The organism is Actinoplanes utahensis (genome assembly GCF_016862455.1).
In the GTDB taxonomy this organism is placed as follows: Bacteria; Actinomycetota; Actinomycetes; order Mycobacteriales; family Micromonosporaceae; genus Actinoplanes; species Actinoplanes utahensis.
This window is the reverse complement of record NZ_BOMZ01000003.1, coordinates 53,229-67,638: the sequence shown is the minus strand read 5'-3', so window position 1 is coordinate 67,638 and position 14,410 is coordinate 53,229. Positions and strand designations below refer to the sequence as shown.

Below are 14,410 nucleotides of genomic sequence, written 5' to 3'. Positions count from 1 at the left end.
CACCCCCGGAGGATCTTGCGATGCGCCGTAGCAGGCTGGCCTATCTCCCGATCGCGTTCCCGCTGCTGGCCCTGGCGGAGTTCGCGGTCTTCGTGTCGGTGGCGCACGCCATCGGCTTCGGCTTCGCGCTGCTGGCGCTGGCCCTCTGCAGCATCGCCGGCATCGCCCTGCTGCGCCGTGAGGGCATCCGCGGCTGGCACGCCTTCCAGGAGGCGGCGCGTGCCGGCCGGCCACCCGGCGCCGAGGTCAGCAACTCACTGATCGGCCTCGGCGGCGCCCTGCTGCTGGCCCTGCCCGGCTTCGTCACCGGCGTCGCCGGCCTGCTGCTGCTCCTGCCGCCCGGCCGGGTGCTGGCCCGCCGTGGCGTCGAGCGCCTCGCCGAGCGCAGCCTCGGCGGCGCCGCCACCGGCGACCTGTTCGGCCCCCGCCGCGTCCGCGTCCACCAGGACGCCCCGGTCACCGTCGTGGTCGTCGACGAGCAGCAGCCCCGCCCTCCGGCCGCCGCCATCGAGGGCGAGATCATCCGCTGACCCCCGGCGCCCCGTCAGCCGTCGGGGCGCGCACCCGCCGCCGATGCGCGCGGCGTCCGGGGCCGATGCGCGCGGCGTCCGGGGCCACCGAGCCGGCGCGGACTCGGGCCTTTCAACATGCCGCAGCGGGCCGGCCGCCGGTGTCGTGGTCGTGCCGCCGACCGCTGCCGACGGCGCCCGACCGCTGCCGACGGCGCCCGCCCGCTGCCGACGGCACCCGCCCACTGCCGACGGCACGTGCCCGGGCGGGTGGGTGGGCGAGGATCAGGCCTGTCCGGCGCGCTGCGCGCCGGTGACCGCCGAGGCGCCCAGGTCGGGCTTGGGCAGCGACCGGCCCGTCGTGACGGCGCCGGACCAGGTCGCGGTGTCGGCGACGGCGGCGAGGTTCGAGTCGAGCAGGGCCATCAGCGTGGTGTGGATCGTCTTTGCGTCGGCGAAGCCGGCCTCGTTGGCGATGTGGATGGCGCCGGTGGCATCGGCGAGCACCTCGGCGGCCAGCCCGTGGGTTTCGGCCTCGGCGGCGGACGCCAGCACGCAGTTGTTGGTCATGTAACCGACGAGGGTGATCGTGTCGATGCCGCGTTCCCGCAGCCAGGGCAGCAGGTCGGTGCCGGCGAACACGGTGCCGTACCGCTTGACGACCGACTTCCACTCGTCCGTGCGGCGGCTCGCGACCTCCGGGTGCAGCTCGAAGCCGGGCCCGGTGGGATCGAACACGGGTGCGCCCTCACCCGCCGTGTGCTGCACCGCGACGACGGGAATGCCCGCGGCGGTGGCCGCGTCGATCGCTTGCGCGATCCGGGGCAGCGAGTCGGCGTGCGGCGGATACCGGATCTCCAGCGGGCCGCTGAAGTACTCCTGCTGCACGTCGATGACGATGAGGGCGCGGCGTGGGGTGGTCATGGTCGGTGAGCTCCTTGATGTCGGTGCCGCCGCATCGGTGGCGACCTGTCCAGTGTGCGGGCGTGGGACGGGGCGGACCATTGGCACAGGTGCGTCGTTACGATGGATTCGTGCCAACCGCTGAGGGTGTTCTCCGCGTCGCCGTCCACGCCTTCGACGGCGTCACGATGTTCCATCTCGCCGTGCCGCAGCTCGTCTTCGACGAGGTCCGGCGGCAGGGACTGGGTGACTGGACGACGGTGCTCTTCGCCGACCGTGCCGGGTCGGTCCGCACCGCCGAGGGCTACCGCATCGGGGACGTCCGAGGTCCCGCCGCGGCCGAGCAGGCCGATGTCGTGGTCGTCCCGTCCTGGTTCGAGGACGGCCGCGCCGCGAGCCCTGTGCTGCGGCGCACCCTCCAAGCAGCCCACGACCGCGGCGCCGTGATCGCCGGACTGTGCCTCGGCGCCGTCGCCGTGGCCGACGCCGGACTGCTGTCCGGGCGGACCGCGGTGACGCACTGGCAGGGAGTCGACATGCTCACCGCCCGGCACCGCGACATCAGCGTGGACTCCTCCGTGCTGTACATCGACCACGGCGACGTGCTGACCTCCGCCGGCACCGCCTCGGCCCTCGACGCCTGCCTGCATCTGGTCCGCAGCCGGCTCGGCGCCGCGGCGGCCAACCGGGTCGCCCGCAGCCTCGTGGTGGCCCCGCACCGCGAGGGCGGGCAGGCGCAGTACATCGAACGGCCGCTGCCCGTGCAGTCGGTGAACGATCCGATCGCCGTCGTGCTCGAGTGGGCGTTGCGGCACCTGGCCGAGCCGCTGCCGGTGGAACGGCTGGCCGACGTCGCGCACCTGAGCCGGCGGACCTTCATCCGGGCGTTCCAAGCCTCCACCGGGGTCACCCCCGCGGTGTGGGTCAAGCGCCAGCGCCTCGACGAAGCCCGCCGGCTGCTGGAGTCGACCGACCTGCCGGTCGACCAGGTCGCCGCCGCCAGCGGCTTCGGCAGCACCGTCACCCTGCGGCAGAGCTTCGCCGCGGCCTTCGACACCTCGCCGTCGGAGTACCGCAGGCGCTTCGACGCCCGTACCGCGCACAGCGCCGCCGGCCACCGCGATCGGTAGCGCCGGCGCCGTTGGGGTCGGGGAACACGAACACCTCATCCGGGACGACGTCCAGGTTCAGGGTGCCGAGGGCGGTCAGACGACCGTACCGTCTGGTGAGGCAGGCAGGCAGCGTGCAGCGCAGGATGTCGCCGGTGCGGCCGGCCTCCCGTCGGTTGGCCCGGCCGAACAGGTGACGGTGCTGGTGAGGCGGTGTGGGGGCCGCGAGGCCCTTCCGGAAACGGGCACGGCGATCACATCGCCGACCAGGCTTCCCGGCGCACCTGCCCACGCACCCACCGTGCCTCGTCAGGGACGGCGGCGATTCACGGCACCGCGGGATGCTGAGGGGTCCGGCGAGTGGACGGGCGCCGCTACCGTGACGACATCGACCCCGACGAAGGGGGCAGGATGCCACCGCCCACGACGATCGCCAAATCACGCAGGGTCTGGGACAGGCAGGCCGCCCGCTACGACCGGGGCATGCGCTACGTCGAAGCCCGGCTCCTCGCCGGCGGCCGCGAATGGGTCGCCTCCCGCGCCACCGGCCGAGTCCTCGAAGTCGCCGTCGGCACCGGCCTCACCCTGCGCCACTACCCGGCGGACATCCAGCTGACCGGCATCGAGCTCGCCCCGGCCATGCTCGACATCGCCCGTCGCCGCGCCACCGCCCTCGGGCGCCCCGCCGACCTGCGCGAAGGCGACGCGCACGCCCTCTCCTTCCCCGACGAGTCGTTCGACACCGTCACCTGCGTCCTCTCGCTGTGCGCCATCGCCGACAGCGCCACCGCGCTCACCGAGATGCGCCGCGTGCTGCGGCCCGGCGGCCGGCTTCTGCTGCTCGATCACGTCGCCAGCACCAGTCGTGCTCTTCACCTGCTGCAATGGCTCGTCGAGCGCGTCACCCTGCCGCTGCAGGGCGAACGCTTCACCCAGCGCACCCTTCCCCTGGTCCGCGCGACCGGCTTCGACATCATCGAGCAGGAACGGCTGAAAGCCGGCGTCGTGCAGAGGATCCACGCCCGCAAAGCGCCGTCGGGATGACGGCCGTCCTCTGCCGGCGCGGACGTGTCCGCCCGGCTCAGAACGCCCCGCCGGCCACGTGGACACGTGCGGCGGCTTCGAGGGCACGGCGCAGCTCGGCGGGCGGGCACGGGGCGGCGGGGGCCTGCATCATCCGGTCGCCGGGGGGTGGCGGGGTCGGCGAGGTAGAGGCGGGTGTACGCCGTGGTCTCCGGGTCGATGCGCCAGCTCTCGGCGAGTGTGCCGGCGTCGACGGTGTCGTAGCCGAGCCGGTCGATCAGAGTCGCCGCGGCGGTCTTCAGTGCTGCTCGGCGACCTGCAGCAGATGCATCCGGTTGCGCTGTTTGTCCCTGCGCGGCCGGTGCCCGCTCGCCTCCGTGCTCCCGCTTACGTCTCCACGCCCTTCCCCTGAGGGAAAGGATCGCGCCGGCCGCCTACCCGGCGCCCGCGGTGCAGTGACGGAGCCGTCCTCCTAGACCGCGCCACGGCCACCCTCCGGGTCGGTGTCGAGACCGAGACGGCGGCCGGAGACCACGTGCTCACCCTCCTGTACGTGCACGCCCCTCGTCTTCTCCGGCAACCGCCTGCACGACCTCGCGGCAGCTCGGGACGTCGGCTCGACGGGGCCGTGACCGGGGACCCGCGCCGGGAACGGTGGCGGCGGACGGCGGTGTTCTCTAGGCTCGGCAGGGTGGAGCGGCCTGTTTTCGACGAGATGTTCCCGATCCTGAGCACGCCGGACCTGGCCCGCTCGCTGGGGTTCTACCGGGACCTGGCCGGCGGTGAGGTCTTCTACCGGTTCCCGCCCGAGGGCGAGCCCGCCTACGTCAGCGTGCGGATCGGCAGCACCCGGTTGGGCATCGGCCAGCAGGATCAGCCCGGCACACTGGTCAACGACCGGGTCACCCTGTGGTTCTACACCGGCGACTGCGATGCCGCCGTGCAACGCCTGCGCGACGGCGGCACCCCGGTGCTCGAGGAGCCGGCCGACCAGCCGTGGGGCGAGCGGATGGCCACCGTCACCGACCCCGACGGCAACCGCGTCATCATCGCCTCCCGCGCACCCGGCGCCTGAGCCGCGTCACCCCGGTCCGCAGGCGGGGCGAGTGTTCGGGCATGCGGAGAAGGCCGCCCCGGGACGGGACGGCCTTCTCGTCGTGAATCGCGTGCGTGGCTAGCGGCCGCGGCGGGTGCGGACCTCCTGCAGCCGCTCGTTGAGGATGTCCTCGAGCTCGGCGATCGAACGCCGCTCCAGGAGCATGTCCCAGTGGGTGCGCGGCGGCTTCGCCTTCTTCTGCTCCGGCTCGCTGCCGTCGATCAGCCGGGCGACGCTGCCGTCGAACTTGCACTCCCAGGTGGTGGGCACCTCGGCGTCGACGGCGAACGGCACCTCGAACTGGTGACCCTTGACGCACAAGTACTCACGGGTCTGCCGGGGCGCAAGCTCGGTGTTACGGTCGGACTCGTAGCTGACTGCGCCAAGACGGCTGCCGCGCAGCATGCGTTCGCCCATGATCGGCTTTCCCCTCGCTCGTGGTGCTGCTCTCGTTGGTGTAACGAAAGGGACGGCCGCCGGATTCCTCCGCCGGGCCCCCGGCGCCACCAAGTCTGTTCGCACCGCCGGTATCGGCGGTGTTAACGCTATGAGCGTAACCGGCCACTCACCCCAGCTCGCAAACCGAACCGGCGTCCGAGTGGACCTTGGTCCACTTTATGGTTCTTTGACGCTTGTACGGGCGGTGCGATGTCGGTCACTCGCTCAGATTCACCCGCAATTCACGGAACCGTCGGTCACCCGCCGGTGCGCACACCGTAGTGATCGGCTATCCCGGGCGCCACTGAAGCATTCCGCAACTCCGCCGGGACATCCGCCGAAGGTGAGAAGGTTCACGCCGCCCCGGTTCAGTACCCCGGACCCCACCGGGTACACCCGATCGTCCCTGGAGCGCCCCCCATCGTCCCCGGCCCACCGGAGCAGCAGAGCGGGCCACGGTTGGACCTCCGGGCCCCGGTCGGGTAGAACACCAGGCTCAGGTGTGGTGGGACGGAGCACGGGACGACATGACCGATGAGGTACGGCCCGGGCAGCCGGCCGCCGATTTCGCCGTCGATCCGTACCCGGGCCGACGCCCGGCCGGGTCCTGGGTGGTGGACCGGCATGAACGGTGCTGGCCGGTACGGCCGGACGAGGGCCGTCCCAGCGGCTGGGCCGTCGTGCTGTCGGCGATCGAGCGGATGTGTCTCGACGACTGGCTCGCCGGGCAGGGGGCGACCCGGATCGCCGAGCGGGTTCCGCTGCTCAGCTACGGTTCCAACGCCTGCCCCGGCAAGATCTTGAGGAACGGCACGTCGCTGCCGGCCGTCAACCTGGCCTGCGAGATCGCGGATCTGGCCTCGGTGTGGTGCACCGGCACCACCCGGGCGGGCCGTCTCCCCGCCACCCTGGCGGCGGTGCCCGGCCACGTCGAGACCGCCGTGCTCACCCTGGCCGATCCGGGGGAACTGGACCGCCTCGACATGATCGAGGGCCGTTCCACCGGCTGGTACACCCTGCAGCTGCTGCACACCGGCCGGGTGACCCTGGAGAACGGCGCCCGCGTGCTGCGCCCCGCCGCCTACATCGGTGGCCGCCCGGAACGCCGGCCCGCCCTGCTGCACGGCCGTCCCGTCCCGCTGACCAGCGTCGACTACGCCGCCGTCGCCCCGCTGCGCACCCTGTTCACGGCCGGGGCGCCCGAGCCGATCGGCGACGAGGTGCCCGACGGCACGTACCCGCATCCCGGCGAGTGCACCCCCGCCGTGTTCGCCTACGGCACCCTGATGCCGGGCCGCAGCCGCGCCCACCTGCTCGCCCCGCGCCTCGCCGCCGAGCCGTGGGCGGCCACGGCCTACGGCGACCTGCGTGACACCGGCTTCGGCCATCCGGCGCTGAACGCCGCCGCCGACCGCAAGGCCCCCGGCGTCCTCTGCATGCTGCGCCCCGAGACGATCGGTGCGACCCTGGCCGTCCTGGACCAGGTGGAGGGAGCCGCGACGGGCCTCTACAGCCGTCAGTTGCGCACCATCGACGGCACCCTGAGCTGGGTCTACATGGCCGACGGCTGCGCCGGCACCGGCGTGCCCATCGACGCCTGGCGGTGACGCCGGGCGGGTCAGCTGTTGCCGGAGGCGGTGGGCTGGGCCGGGGCCGGGGCCGGGGCCGGGGCGGCCGGGCGGGCCGCGCCGAGCGAGGCCAGGGCCGCCGCCAGGTCACTGACCTGGGACGTCAGCTGGGCGGCGCGGTGGTGCGCGGCGTCGGCGTCGGCGCGGGCGGACGCGAGGCGGCGTTCCAGATCCGCTTGCTCCCGCGCGGCGCGCTCCGCCGACCTCTCCAGATCCTCGGTGGTACGCCGCAGGCCGTCCCGTTCGGCCACCGCCGCCACCAGGGCCTCCTTCGCGGACCGCACCTCGGCGAGCGCCTGACGTGCCTGCTCGGCGGCCTCGTCACGGTCCCGTTCGGCGGCCTCGGCCCGCTGCCGGTCCCGGGCGGCCTCGGTGGCGAGACGTTCGCTCTGCTCCCGCGCGGCCGTCAGTTCCTCCCGCGCACGACTGAGCGCCTGCTCCGCCGTACCCCGGAAGTCGGTGAAGTCCGCCAGTGCCGTCTTCAGATCGCGTTCGGCGGTGTCGCGGTGGCCGCGGACCTCCTGCAGTTCCCGCCGTGCCGTCGCCAGGTCCGCGGCCGCCGCGTCGCGTTCGGTCTCGGCGCGTTCCCGCAGGGCCGCCGCCGCCGTGGCCGTACGGACCGCCTCGTCCCGGGCGGCCGCCGCCTCCTGCGCCCGTTTCCCGGCCTCCTCGGCGTTGCGCTGCGCGTCCTGGGCCTGCCGGCGGGCCTCGTCGCGTTCGGCCGTCGCCGCCGCCGCGATCTGCTGGGCCGCCACCGCCGCGGTCGCCGCCTGCTCGGCGTCCCGGCGGGCGTCGTCGCGTTCCGCATGGGCGGCCGCGACCTGCCCGGACGTCTCCGCCCGCACCTCGGCGACCTGGCGTTCCACCCCGGCCGGGCTCATCTCCGAGTGCAGGGCCTCACTGAGCGAGCCCACCAGCTGATCGAGCCGGTCGACGACCTCCCAGGTCCGCGCCACCTGCCCGGCCAGCCCCGGCGACGAACGGTGCCGCATCCGCACGTTGCGGGAGGCACGCTGGCACTCGCCGTCGTTGTCCCGGCAGTAGCGGAACGGCCGCCCGGCGGACGCGCGCTGCGGCACGGGGCGCCCGCAGTGGGCGCAGGGACGGGTCTCGGTTTCGGAATCCTGCGCAGTCATAGCACCCCCACCCTAGGCCCGCCCCGGTCCCGGCCCCGGCAGCGACACCGGAAGATCCGCCGGACGCCCGCGCCGCGATGGTCGCCGGGGTTTCGCCTGCCCGGCCGGGCCCGGCACCGCCTGCGGCCCGCCGTACGGCGGTGTCGTTCGCGCGCGGCGGCGGCGTGATCCAGCGCCGTGGCCAGTTCGTGGTGGAGGCTGTCGCGGGCGGCGACGGCGCGCCGAGCGTCGTGGCGGACGGTCTGTTCCGCGGCGGCGGCCTGCCGGTAGAGGTGGTGGCGGACCGCGGCGATCGCCCGGTGCAGGACGAGTTCCTGATCCACCGGGTGCAGGCGGGGATTCCAGCCGCCGTCGCCGGACGCCAGGTCGGTGAGCACCGTGGTGGGCAGGTCGCCGCGTTCGACGGCGGCGGCCACCGCGCGGTGCAGGAAACGTTCGCGGGCGGCGAGTTCGGCGACGGTACGGCGACTGCGGGGTGGGCGGAACGCGGCAGCGGCCCGGGTACGGTCCAAGCGCTCCTCGGCGTCCCGCCACGCCTGCCAGGCGTCGTCGGTGTGCTCCTCGGCCTGCCGGCACGACTCCTGCCAGCGGTCCGCTGCTCCGGCCGCCCGCACGGTGGCCACCCGCAGTTCGTCGGCGTAACGCTGCGTGTCGGCGGCCGCGGCCAGGCGCTGGGCGCGTTGCTCCCGGCGGCGGCGCACCGCGGGAATCCGCGGCAGTGCCGTCCACAGCCCCCGCGCCAGCAGCGCCGTCCACAGCCCCCGCGCCAGCAGCGCCGTCCACAGCCACCGCGCGGTACGGCGGGCCGTCACCAGACGGAGAACGGACGTGCGCAACAGCACTGCCAGGACGTCGTGCCGTTGGGTCCGGGAGGGCGACGGTGTGGGGGCGGGGCTTCGGGGCGGGGCACTCACGCTGATGGGAACCTCACTCGCTCGGCCTCGGGTGTTTCCGGTGCGGGCCGTGGTGTGCGGCAGGGGACGGGCCGTGGTGTGCGGCAGAGGGCGGGCCGTGGTGTGCGGCAGGGGACGGGCCGTGGCGTGCGGCAGAGGGCGGGCCGTGGCGTGCGGCAGGGGACGGGCCGTGGCTTGCGGGTGGGCGGGACGGGATGCAGCCTGGCGGGCCACCCCGGGAGGGTGGGCGAAGGACCGCGGCAACGGCTTCGACGGTACCGGCCGGACGGCGATCCCTCATCGGCTGCCAACCGTGATGTGCGCGGCATCTTCCCAGTTCAGGGCAGATACGGGCATGCGGTTACGGCCGGGGTGGGGCGTTCGTCCGGAGCTGCGGAGCGGGGTGGGTGTGTCACCCGTACCCCGAAAGAATTAGGGTCTTGCCGTGGAACGGACCGTGCTGGTGACCGGGGCCTCGTCGGGGATCGGGAAAGCGACGGCGGCGGCGCTCGCCGGGCGTGGGCACCGTGTGCTCGGGACCAGCCGGAACCCGGAGGCGCTGACCGGCGACCAGCGCGCCCCCGGTGTCGAGTACGTGGCGCTCGACCTCGGCGACGAAGCCTCCATCGAACGGCTCGCGCCGCTGCTCGCCGGGGTGGACGTGCTGGTCAACAACGCGGGGGAGAGCCAGTCCGGGCCGCTGGAGGAGCTGCCGGGCGAGGCGCTGCGGCGGATCTTCCAGGTGAACGTGCTCGGGCCGGTACGGCTCACGCAGCTGGCGCTGCCGGGCATGCGGGAGCGGCGGTACGGCAGGGTCGTGATGGTCGGGTCGATGCTGGCGTCGTTCCCGCTCGCCTACCGCTCGTCCTATGTGGCGTCGAAGGCGGCGGTCAAGGGGTTCAGCACCGGGGCGCGGCACGAGCTGAGCCCGTTCGGGGTGTGGCTGACCACCGTCGAGCCGGGGTCGATCGCGACCGGGATCAGCGAGCGGCGGACGAAGTACATCGGCGGCGAGTCGCCGTACGCCGCCGATTTCGGCACGATGCTGGCCGCGCTGGACCGCAACGAGCGGGCCGGGATCACCGCCGAGCGGGTGGCGGCGACGATCGTGACGGCGATCGAGGCGAAACGGCCGAAGGCGCGGTACGCGGTGGGCAGCAACGCGCCGTTCGTCTTCGCGCTGCGCCGGCTGCTGCCCGGCGGTGTCGTCGAGAAGGTCGTCCACCGCAGGCACGATCTCAGCCGCTGACCCGCTCGCGCCGCCGCCGGAGCAGGCCGCGGACGGTGCCGACCGCGCCGGTCGCGCCGAGCGCCCACAGCACCAGCAGCGGCTGGAAGAACAGCCGGGCGAACCGTTTCGTGTCGGTGTCCAGGCCGAAGCCGTCCTTGTGCTCCAGCCACTGTGCGATGTTCCCCGGGAAGACCACCACGAAGAACGTCGCCGCGGCCGCCCCCACCAAGCCGCGGGCCGGCTGTCTCCACATCGTCAGCAGGGCCGCGCCCAGGCCGATCTCCACCACGCCGGAGGCCAGCACGACGAAGTCGTGGTCGATCGGGAACCAGTCCGGCACCTGGGCCAGGAACTCCTGGCGCGCCACGGTCAGGTGGGTGATCCCGGCGAACGCGAGGGTACCGCCGAGAAGTGCCTGTGCCACGGCTTTCACGATTCTCATGGGCGGCATCATAACTGATGGCATCATCAGTTTCAGGGGTCGCCTAAACTGGCCGCCATGACCGTCGGACGACTCGATCGGCGCAAGGCGCAGACCCGCGCCGCGCTCCTCGACGCCGCCCGGACCCTGCTGACCAGCCGGGACCCGGCCGGCGTCAGCATCCAGGAGATCACCGACGCGGCCGACGTCGGGTTCGGCAGCTTCTACAACCACTTCCCGTCGAAACAGGAGCTGTTCGACCTGGCGGTGGCGTCCGCCGCCGAGGAGCACCGGGAGACCGTGCGGCAGGTCACGGCCGAGCTCACCGACCCCGCCGAGGTGCTGGCCGTGGCGGTGCGGCTCACCGCCCGGCTGCCCCGCACCGACCCGGGCCTGGCGCGGATCATCGACCGGGTCGGCGTGCGCTACCCCGGCGCCTACCCGATCGACGACCTGCGGCACGCGCACGCCGTCGGCCGGCTCTGCTTCGACGACGCCGAGGTGGCACACGCGTGCATCGGTGGCGCGCTGCTCGCCGTCCTGCACCGCGGCCTGCGACTCGACGACCCGCACGAGATCGACGAGGCCGCCGACCACCTCGCCTTCAGCCTGCTGCGTATGTTCGGCCTGGTCGACGGGGATGCCCGGAAAGTGGTGTCCCGCCCGCTGCCATGATCTCGCGGAGGCGGGCGCGGGCCCGTTCCCGCCGTTTGCGGGCGCTGGCCGGCGCCGGCGGCGCGACCACGAGCCGGGCTGGCAGGAGCCGCCGGCGTGACAGGTTCCGGTTGACGGCGGTGCGCCGGCGGCTGTCCTGTGAACGGTATGACTGCGATTGTGGGGCTGACACGGGGTGGTTCCGTCTTCATCGGCGGGGACAGCGCCGGGCTGTCCGGGCTGAGCCTGGCGGTGCGCGCCGACACGAAGGTGTTCCGCAACGGCGGATACCTGTTCGGGTTCACCAGCTCGTTCCGGATGGGACAGCTGATCCGCTACTCGCTGAGCCTGCCGGATCCCGGCGACGACCTGGACCGGTTCATGGTCACCACGTTCGTGGACACACTCCGGGACTGCCTCAAGACTGGCGGCTGGGCCCGCAAGGACGAGGAGCAGGAGCTCGGCGGAACCTTCCTGGTCGGGGTACGCGGCCGGTTGTTCACCGTCCACGACGACTACCAGGTGGCGAAGGCCGCCGACGGCTACTCCGCGATCGGCTGCGGGGACCAGGTCGCGCTCGGCGCCCTGTACGCCACATCCGGGCGCGGGATGCGGCCCCGGGCCCGGATCAGGCTCGCACTCGGCGCGGCCGAACGGTTCAGCGCCGGCGTCCGTGGCCCGTTCACCTGCCTGCGGAACTGATGGCACCGCCCGCCACGAGAGGATCGCCGGCGTCAGGCCGCGGGGAGGTGGACCTCGAACCGGCAACCGTGGCCGGTGTTGCGTACGCCGACCCGGCCGCCGTGAGCCTCCACGAGGCCGCGCACGATCGCCAGGCCGAGCCCGCCGCCGCCGGAGCCGTCCGTACCCGGCGTCCGGGCGCGTTCGCCGCGGAACGCGACGTCGAAGACCCGGCCCAAGTCACTGTCGGGGATGCCGCCGCAGGTGTCCGAGACGGCCAGCCACACGCTGTCGTGTTCGTGGCCGGCGGCGATGTGCACGGTTCCGTCCGCCGGCGTGTACCGGACGGAGTTGATCAACAGGTTGCTGACGATGCGGGCGAGCTCGCGTTCACCGGCTCGCACCAGCGGCCAGGTGGTGTCCGCGGGGATCAGCCGGATGCGCCGGCTCGCGGCGAGCGGGGCGACACCGGCGATGGCGTCCGACACGATCTCGCTCAGCGGCACCGTGGTCGGCACCAGATGCAGCGCGCCGGCGTTGATGCGGGACAATTCGAACAGATCGTCGACCAGCTGGGTCATCCGGTCGGTCTCCACCCGGATCCGCCGGTGGTACTCGTCGACGGTGTCCTGGTCCTCGATGATGCGATCCTCGAGGGCTTCGGCCATCGCCCGGAGCCCCGCCAGTGGGGTGCGCAGGTCGTGCGACACCCAGGCGACGAGTTCCCGGCGCCCGGCCTCCAGATGCCGTTCGCGGTCCCGCGCCGCCTGCGCCCAGACCGCGGTGGCGGCCAGCCGGCTGCCGAAGACCGCGCCGACCGCCAGGCTGATCACCGCGGAGGCGGTCACGGTGACGAGGACGACCCAGAGGTCGTGCGCGGACAGGAACATGGCCTGGGCGACCGTGGTGACACCGGCCACCACGGCGAGCACCGTCACGGCCAGGAGGACCAGGACGTGGACGAGGATGGAACGGCCGCGCAGCAGACGCAGCGCACCCGCACCCGCCAGCGCGACGACGCCTCCGGCGGCCAGGGCGTACAACCCGATGAGCAACATGTCGTTCACCGGTCGTGTCCCCCGCCGAGCGGCTCGTAGCTGTACCCGACACCCCACACCGTGCGGATCCGGGCCGGCGCGGCCGGATCGTCCTCGATCTTCTCGCGGAGCCGGCGAACGTGGACGGTGACCGTCGACTGGTCGCCGAACTGCCATCCCCACACCTTGTCCAGCAGGTCGGAGCGGGACCAGGCCCGGCCGGGATGACGCATGAGGAAGACCAGCAGGTCGAACTCCCGGACGGTCAAGGACAGCGGGACGCCGTTGCGTTCGGCGACACGGCGTGCGGTGTCGACGGTCAGATCCGCCTCGCGCAGCGTCGAGGAGGAACCCGGATCCGGCGTCCGCACACCGGTGCGGCGCAACACCGACTGGATCCGCAGAACCAGCTCACGAGGAGAGAACGGTTTCGTCACGTAGTCGTCGGCGCCGACCTCCAGCCCGAGAACGCGGTCGGCCTCCTCACCGAGCGCGGTCAGCATGATCACCGGCAGGCCCGGCAGCTGCCGGCGGATCCGCCGGCACACCTCCAGACCGTCGATGCCGGGCATCATCAGATCGAGGACGACCAGGTCGGGGAGCTGGGCCGCGATCGCCGCGAGCCCGTCGGCGCCGTCGGCGGCCAGCCGCACCGTACATCCGGCCTGCTCCAGATAACGCCGCACGACGTCACTGACCGTAGCGTCGTCGTCCACCACCAGCACCCGATGTCCCATCCCGGCCACGCTACCCAGCACCGGCTCCCCGGTCGTTCCCGCAGGGCCTTGCGGATTTCTTACGGCCTTCCGGCCGCTGCCGCGACAGCGAATTTCCGCCGTACGGCAATAGCAGGGCCTTGGTCGTGTCGGGGTTGGTCAGCGTGGGGGTGAGGCGGCGGCCCGAGCTGGTCGACGCGGCGGTGAGCCGGCCGGATCACCGTCGACCGGCGAGGGACGCGTCGGTGCAGCGGTCCAGGAGCGCCTCATCTCCCACGATGACGTCCTGGCGCCAAGTGTCCGGGGTCGAACCGGATAGCGCCGCCTCCCGCCCTTCGGGCGGTGAAGGCGGGGGGATGCCCGCAGCGGCCCGGTCGGCGCGACGGACGCCCGGAACGCCGGTCACGAGGCCGGATTCCGGCGGGCGTGCCGCTTGGCCCGGGCCATCCGCCACAGGAACACCGGGGTGGGCGGGATCCAGCCGAGCTGCGCGGCCATGCCTTGATCGTCCCGGTTGGCCCAGTGCTCGATGACCTGGCTGTCCTTCATGCGGAACCAGTGGCTGTGCGTGACCGCAAAAGCGCGGCCGGTTGCTGGGAACGCCTGAGCCACCTCACCGTGCTCGTCGTACGCCACGAACGGGCCGACCTGACGCCCGGACATCGTGCAGTGCACGGCGATGAGATCACCGTCGGCGACCGCGTCGTGAACGGTGAACTTCAGATCGGCGAAGGCGGCCCGGAGCCAGTGGGCAGTGGCCGCGAACGCGGCCGGTCCCTGTCCCCGACAGGTCGGCGGCTCGTCCTTGGCCTCACGGTTGACCGCCTGTGGATGAACGACTCCGGTCAACTCGGCGAGATCGCCGGAAGCCATGATCGTCATGGAGTTGACGCAGATGTCGGTGTCGGTGGTGGGCATGACGCCTCCCTGGAGAT

The 14,410-nt window shown here is 73.1% G+C and carries 16 protein-coding genes; 8 read left to right on the top strand and 8 right to left on the bottom strand.

The features are described from left to right. The first annotated feature begins 20 nt into the window (after window positions 1–20). Window positions 21–530 carry an FxsA family protein gene (locus Aut01nite_RS01600; protein WP_043524849.1) on the top strand — a complete coding sequence of 170 codons (510 nt, stop codon included), beginning with the start codon at window positions 21–23 and terminating at the stop codon, window positions 528–530. 264 nt (window positions 531–794) lie between these two features. Here Aut01nite_RS01600 and Aut01nite_RS01595 read toward each other — a convergent pair whose 3' ends face one another. Then, window positions 795–1,433: an isochorismatase family protein gene (locus tag Aut01nite_RS01595; RefSeq protein WP_043524850.1), complete on the bottom strand. Its 639-nt coding sequence runs from the start codon at window positions 1,431–1,433 to the stop codon at window positions 795–797. Between the two features lie 110 nt (window positions 1,434–1,543). Here Aut01nite_RS01595 and Aut01nite_RS01590 point away from each other — a divergent pair, with 110 nt between their 5' ends. The 3 genes from Aut01nite_RS01590 to Aut01nite_RS01580 all read left to right on the top strand — a co-directional run bounded on the left by Aut01nite_RS01590 (window position 1,544) and on the right by Aut01nite_RS01580 (window position 4,619). After that, on the top strand, window positions 1,544–2,542 hold the full coding sequence (locus Aut01nite_RS01590) for a GlxA family transcriptional regulator (RefSeq protein ID WP_236642683.1): 999 nt from the start codon (window positions 1,544–1,546) through the stop codon (window positions 2,540–2,542). Window positions 2,543–2,932: 390 nt separating this feature from the next. Continuing rightward, window positions 2,933–3,565: a class I SAM-dependent methyltransferase gene (locus Aut01nite_RS01585; protein WP_043524968.1), complete on the top strand. Its 633-nt coding sequence runs from the start codon at window positions 2,933–2,935 to the stop codon at window positions 3,563–3,565. A 670-nt stretch (window positions 3,566–4,235) separates the two neighbouring features. Then, the gene (locus tag Aut01nite_RS01580) at window positions 4,236–4,619 is read left to right on the top strand and encodes a VOC family protein (RefSeq protein ID WP_236642684.1); all 384 of its coding nucleotides are present in this window, start codon (window positions 4,236–4,238) and stop codon (window positions 4,617–4,619) included. Between the two features lie 99 nt (window positions 4,620–4,718). Here Aut01nite_RS01580 and Aut01nite_RS01575 read toward each other — a convergent pair whose 3' ends face one another. Next, complete coding sequence (locus Aut01nite_RS01575) at window positions 4,719–5,057, bottom strand: RNA polymerase-binding protein RbpA (protein ID WP_014444861.1); 339 nt, start codon at window positions 5,055–5,057, stop codon at window positions 4,719–4,721. Window positions 5,058–5,605: 548 nt separating this feature from the next. On the opposite strand from Aut01nite_RS01575, the gene Aut01nite_RS01570 reads away from it, so the two are divergent. Continuing rightward, complete coding sequence (locus Aut01nite_RS01570; RefSeq protein ID WP_052163666.1) at window positions 5,606–6,685, top strand: gamma-glutamylcyclotransferase family protein; 1,080 nt, start codon at window positions 5,606–5,608, stop codon at window positions 6,683–6,685. An 11-nt stretch (window positions 6,686–6,696) separates the two neighbouring features. Here the strand turns inward: Aut01nite_RS01570 and Aut01nite_RS01565 are convergent, their stop codons facing one another. Together Aut01nite_RS01565 and Aut01nite_RS01560 are read right to left on the bottom strand one after the other, a co-directional pair. Further along, window positions 6,697–7,842 (bottom strand): coiled-coil domain-containing protein, encoded by a 1,146-nt coding sequence (locus tag Aut01nite_RS01565; protein WP_043524852.1) that lies wholly within the window; start codon window positions 7,840–7,842, stop codon window positions 6,697–6,699. Further along, on the bottom strand, window positions 7,839–8,678 hold the full coding sequence (locus Aut01nite_RS01560) for a hypothetical protein (protein WP_161790628.1): 840 nt from the start codon (window positions 8,676–8,678) through the stop codon (window positions 7,839–7,841). Before Aut01nite_RS01560 ends, Aut01nite_RS01565 begins: the two co-directional genes overlap by 4 nt. A 502-nt stretch (window positions 8,679–9,180) precedes the next feature. Here Aut01nite_RS01560 and Aut01nite_RS01555 point away from each other — a divergent pair. Next, the gene (locus tag Aut01nite_RS01555; RefSeq protein WP_043524853.1) at window positions 9,181–9,984 is read left to right on the top strand and encodes an SDR family oxidoreductase; all 804 of its coding nucleotides are present in this window, start codon (window positions 9,181–9,183) and stop codon (window positions 9,982–9,984) included. Here the strand turns inward: Aut01nite_RS01555 and Aut01nite_RS01550 are convergent. After that, window positions 9,974–10,408 (bottom strand): DoxX family protein, encoded by a 435-nt coding sequence (locus tag Aut01nite_RS01550; protein WP_173476674.1) that lies wholly within the window; start codon window positions 10,406–10,408, stop codon window positions 9,974–9,976. The genes Aut01nite_RS01555 and Aut01nite_RS01550 overlap by 11 nt on opposite strands. Before the next feature lie 57 nt (window positions 10,409–10,465). Here Aut01nite_RS01550 and Aut01nite_RS01545 point away from each other — a divergent pair, with 57 nt between their 5' ends. Then, window positions 10,466–11,062, top strand: a complete 597-nt coding sequence (locus Aut01nite_RS01545) for a TetR/AcrR family transcriptional regulator (RefSeq protein ID WP_043524855.1) — start codon at window positions 10,466–10,468, stop codon at window positions 11,060–11,062. A gap of 147 nt (window positions 11,063–11,209) precedes the next feature. Further along, window positions 11,210–11,743 (top strand): hypothetical protein, encoded by a 534-nt coding sequence (locus Aut01nite_RS01540; RefSeq protein WP_043524856.1) that lies wholly within the window; start codon window positions 11,210–11,212, stop codon window positions 11,741–11,743. 32 nt (window positions 11,744–11,775) lie between these two features. Here Aut01nite_RS01540 and Aut01nite_RS01535 read toward each other — a convergent pair whose 3' ends face one another. From Aut01nite_RS01535 to Aut01nite_RS01525, 3 genes are all read right to left on the bottom strand, one after another. Further along, on the bottom strand, window positions 11,776–12,789 hold the full coding sequence (locus Aut01nite_RS01535) for a sensor histidine kinase (RefSeq protein WP_043524857.1): 1,014 nt from the start codon (window positions 12,787–12,789) through the stop codon (window positions 11,776–11,778). Continuing rightward, window positions 12,786–13,496, bottom strand: a complete 711-nt coding sequence (locus tag Aut01nite_RS01530; protein WP_043524858.1) for a response regulator transcription factor — start codon at window positions 13,494–13,496, stop codon at window positions 12,786–12,788. Before Aut01nite_RS01530 ends, Aut01nite_RS01535 begins: the two co-directional genes overlap by 4 nt. A gap of 381 nt (window positions 13,497–13,877) precedes the next feature. Beyond that, window positions 13,878–14,393: an ester cyclase gene (locus Aut01nite_RS01525; protein WP_043524859.1), complete on the bottom strand. Its 516-nt coding sequence runs from the start codon at window positions 14,391–14,393 to the stop codon at window positions 13,878–13,880. Window positions 14,394–14,410 lie beyond the last annotated feature (17 nt).

What these genes read in the sequence shown, in the direction of transcription:
- Aut01nite_RS01600 (WP_043524849.1), top strand. Translation starts at nt 21, where the DNA reads ATGCGCCGTAGCAGGCTGGCCTATCTCCCGATCGCGTTCCCGCTGCTG.
- Aut01nite_RS01595 (WP_043524850.1), bottom strand. Translation starts at nt 1,433, where the DNA reads ATGACCACCCCACGCCGCGCCCTCATCGTCATCGACGTGCAGCAGGAG.
- Aut01nite_RS01585 (WP_043524968.1), top strand. Translation starts at nt 2,933, where the DNA reads ATGCCACCGCCCACGACGATCGCCAAATCACGCAGGGTCTGGGACAGG.
- Aut01nite_RS01575 (WP_014444861.1), bottom strand. Translation starts at nt 5,057, where the DNA reads ATGGGCGAACGCATGCTGCGCGGCAGCCGTCTTGGCGCAGTCAGCTAC.
- Aut01nite_RS01570 (WP_052163666.1), top strand. Translation starts at nt 5,606, where the DNA reads ATGACCGATGAGGTACGGCCCGGGCAGCCGGCCGCCGATTTCGCCGTC.
- Aut01nite_RS01565 (WP_043524852.1), bottom strand. Translation starts at nt 7,842, where the DNA reads ATGACTGCGCAGGATTCCGAAACCGAGACCCGTCCCTGCGCCCACTGC.
- Aut01nite_RS01550 (WP_173476674.1), bottom strand. Translation starts at nt 10,408, where the DNA reads ATGAGAATCGTGAAAGCCGTGGCACAGGCACTTCTCGGCGGTACCCTC.
- Aut01nite_RS01545 (WP_043524855.1), top strand. Translation starts at nt 10,466, where the DNA reads ATGACCGTCGGACGACTCGATCGGCGCAAGGCGCAGACCCGCGCCGCG.
- Aut01nite_RS01540 (WP_043524856.1), top strand. Translation starts at nt 11,210, where the DNA reads ATGACTGCGATTGTGGGGCTGACACGGGGTGGTTCCGTCTTCATCGGC.
- Aut01nite_RS01530 (WP_043524858.1), bottom strand. Translation starts at nt 13,496, where the DNA reads ATGGGACATCGGGTGCTGGTGGTGGACGACGACGCTACGGTCAGTGAC.
- Aut01nite_RS01525 (WP_043524859.1), bottom strand. Translation starts at nt 14,393, where the DNA reads ATGCCCACCACCGACACCGACATCTGCGTCAACTCCATGACGATCATG.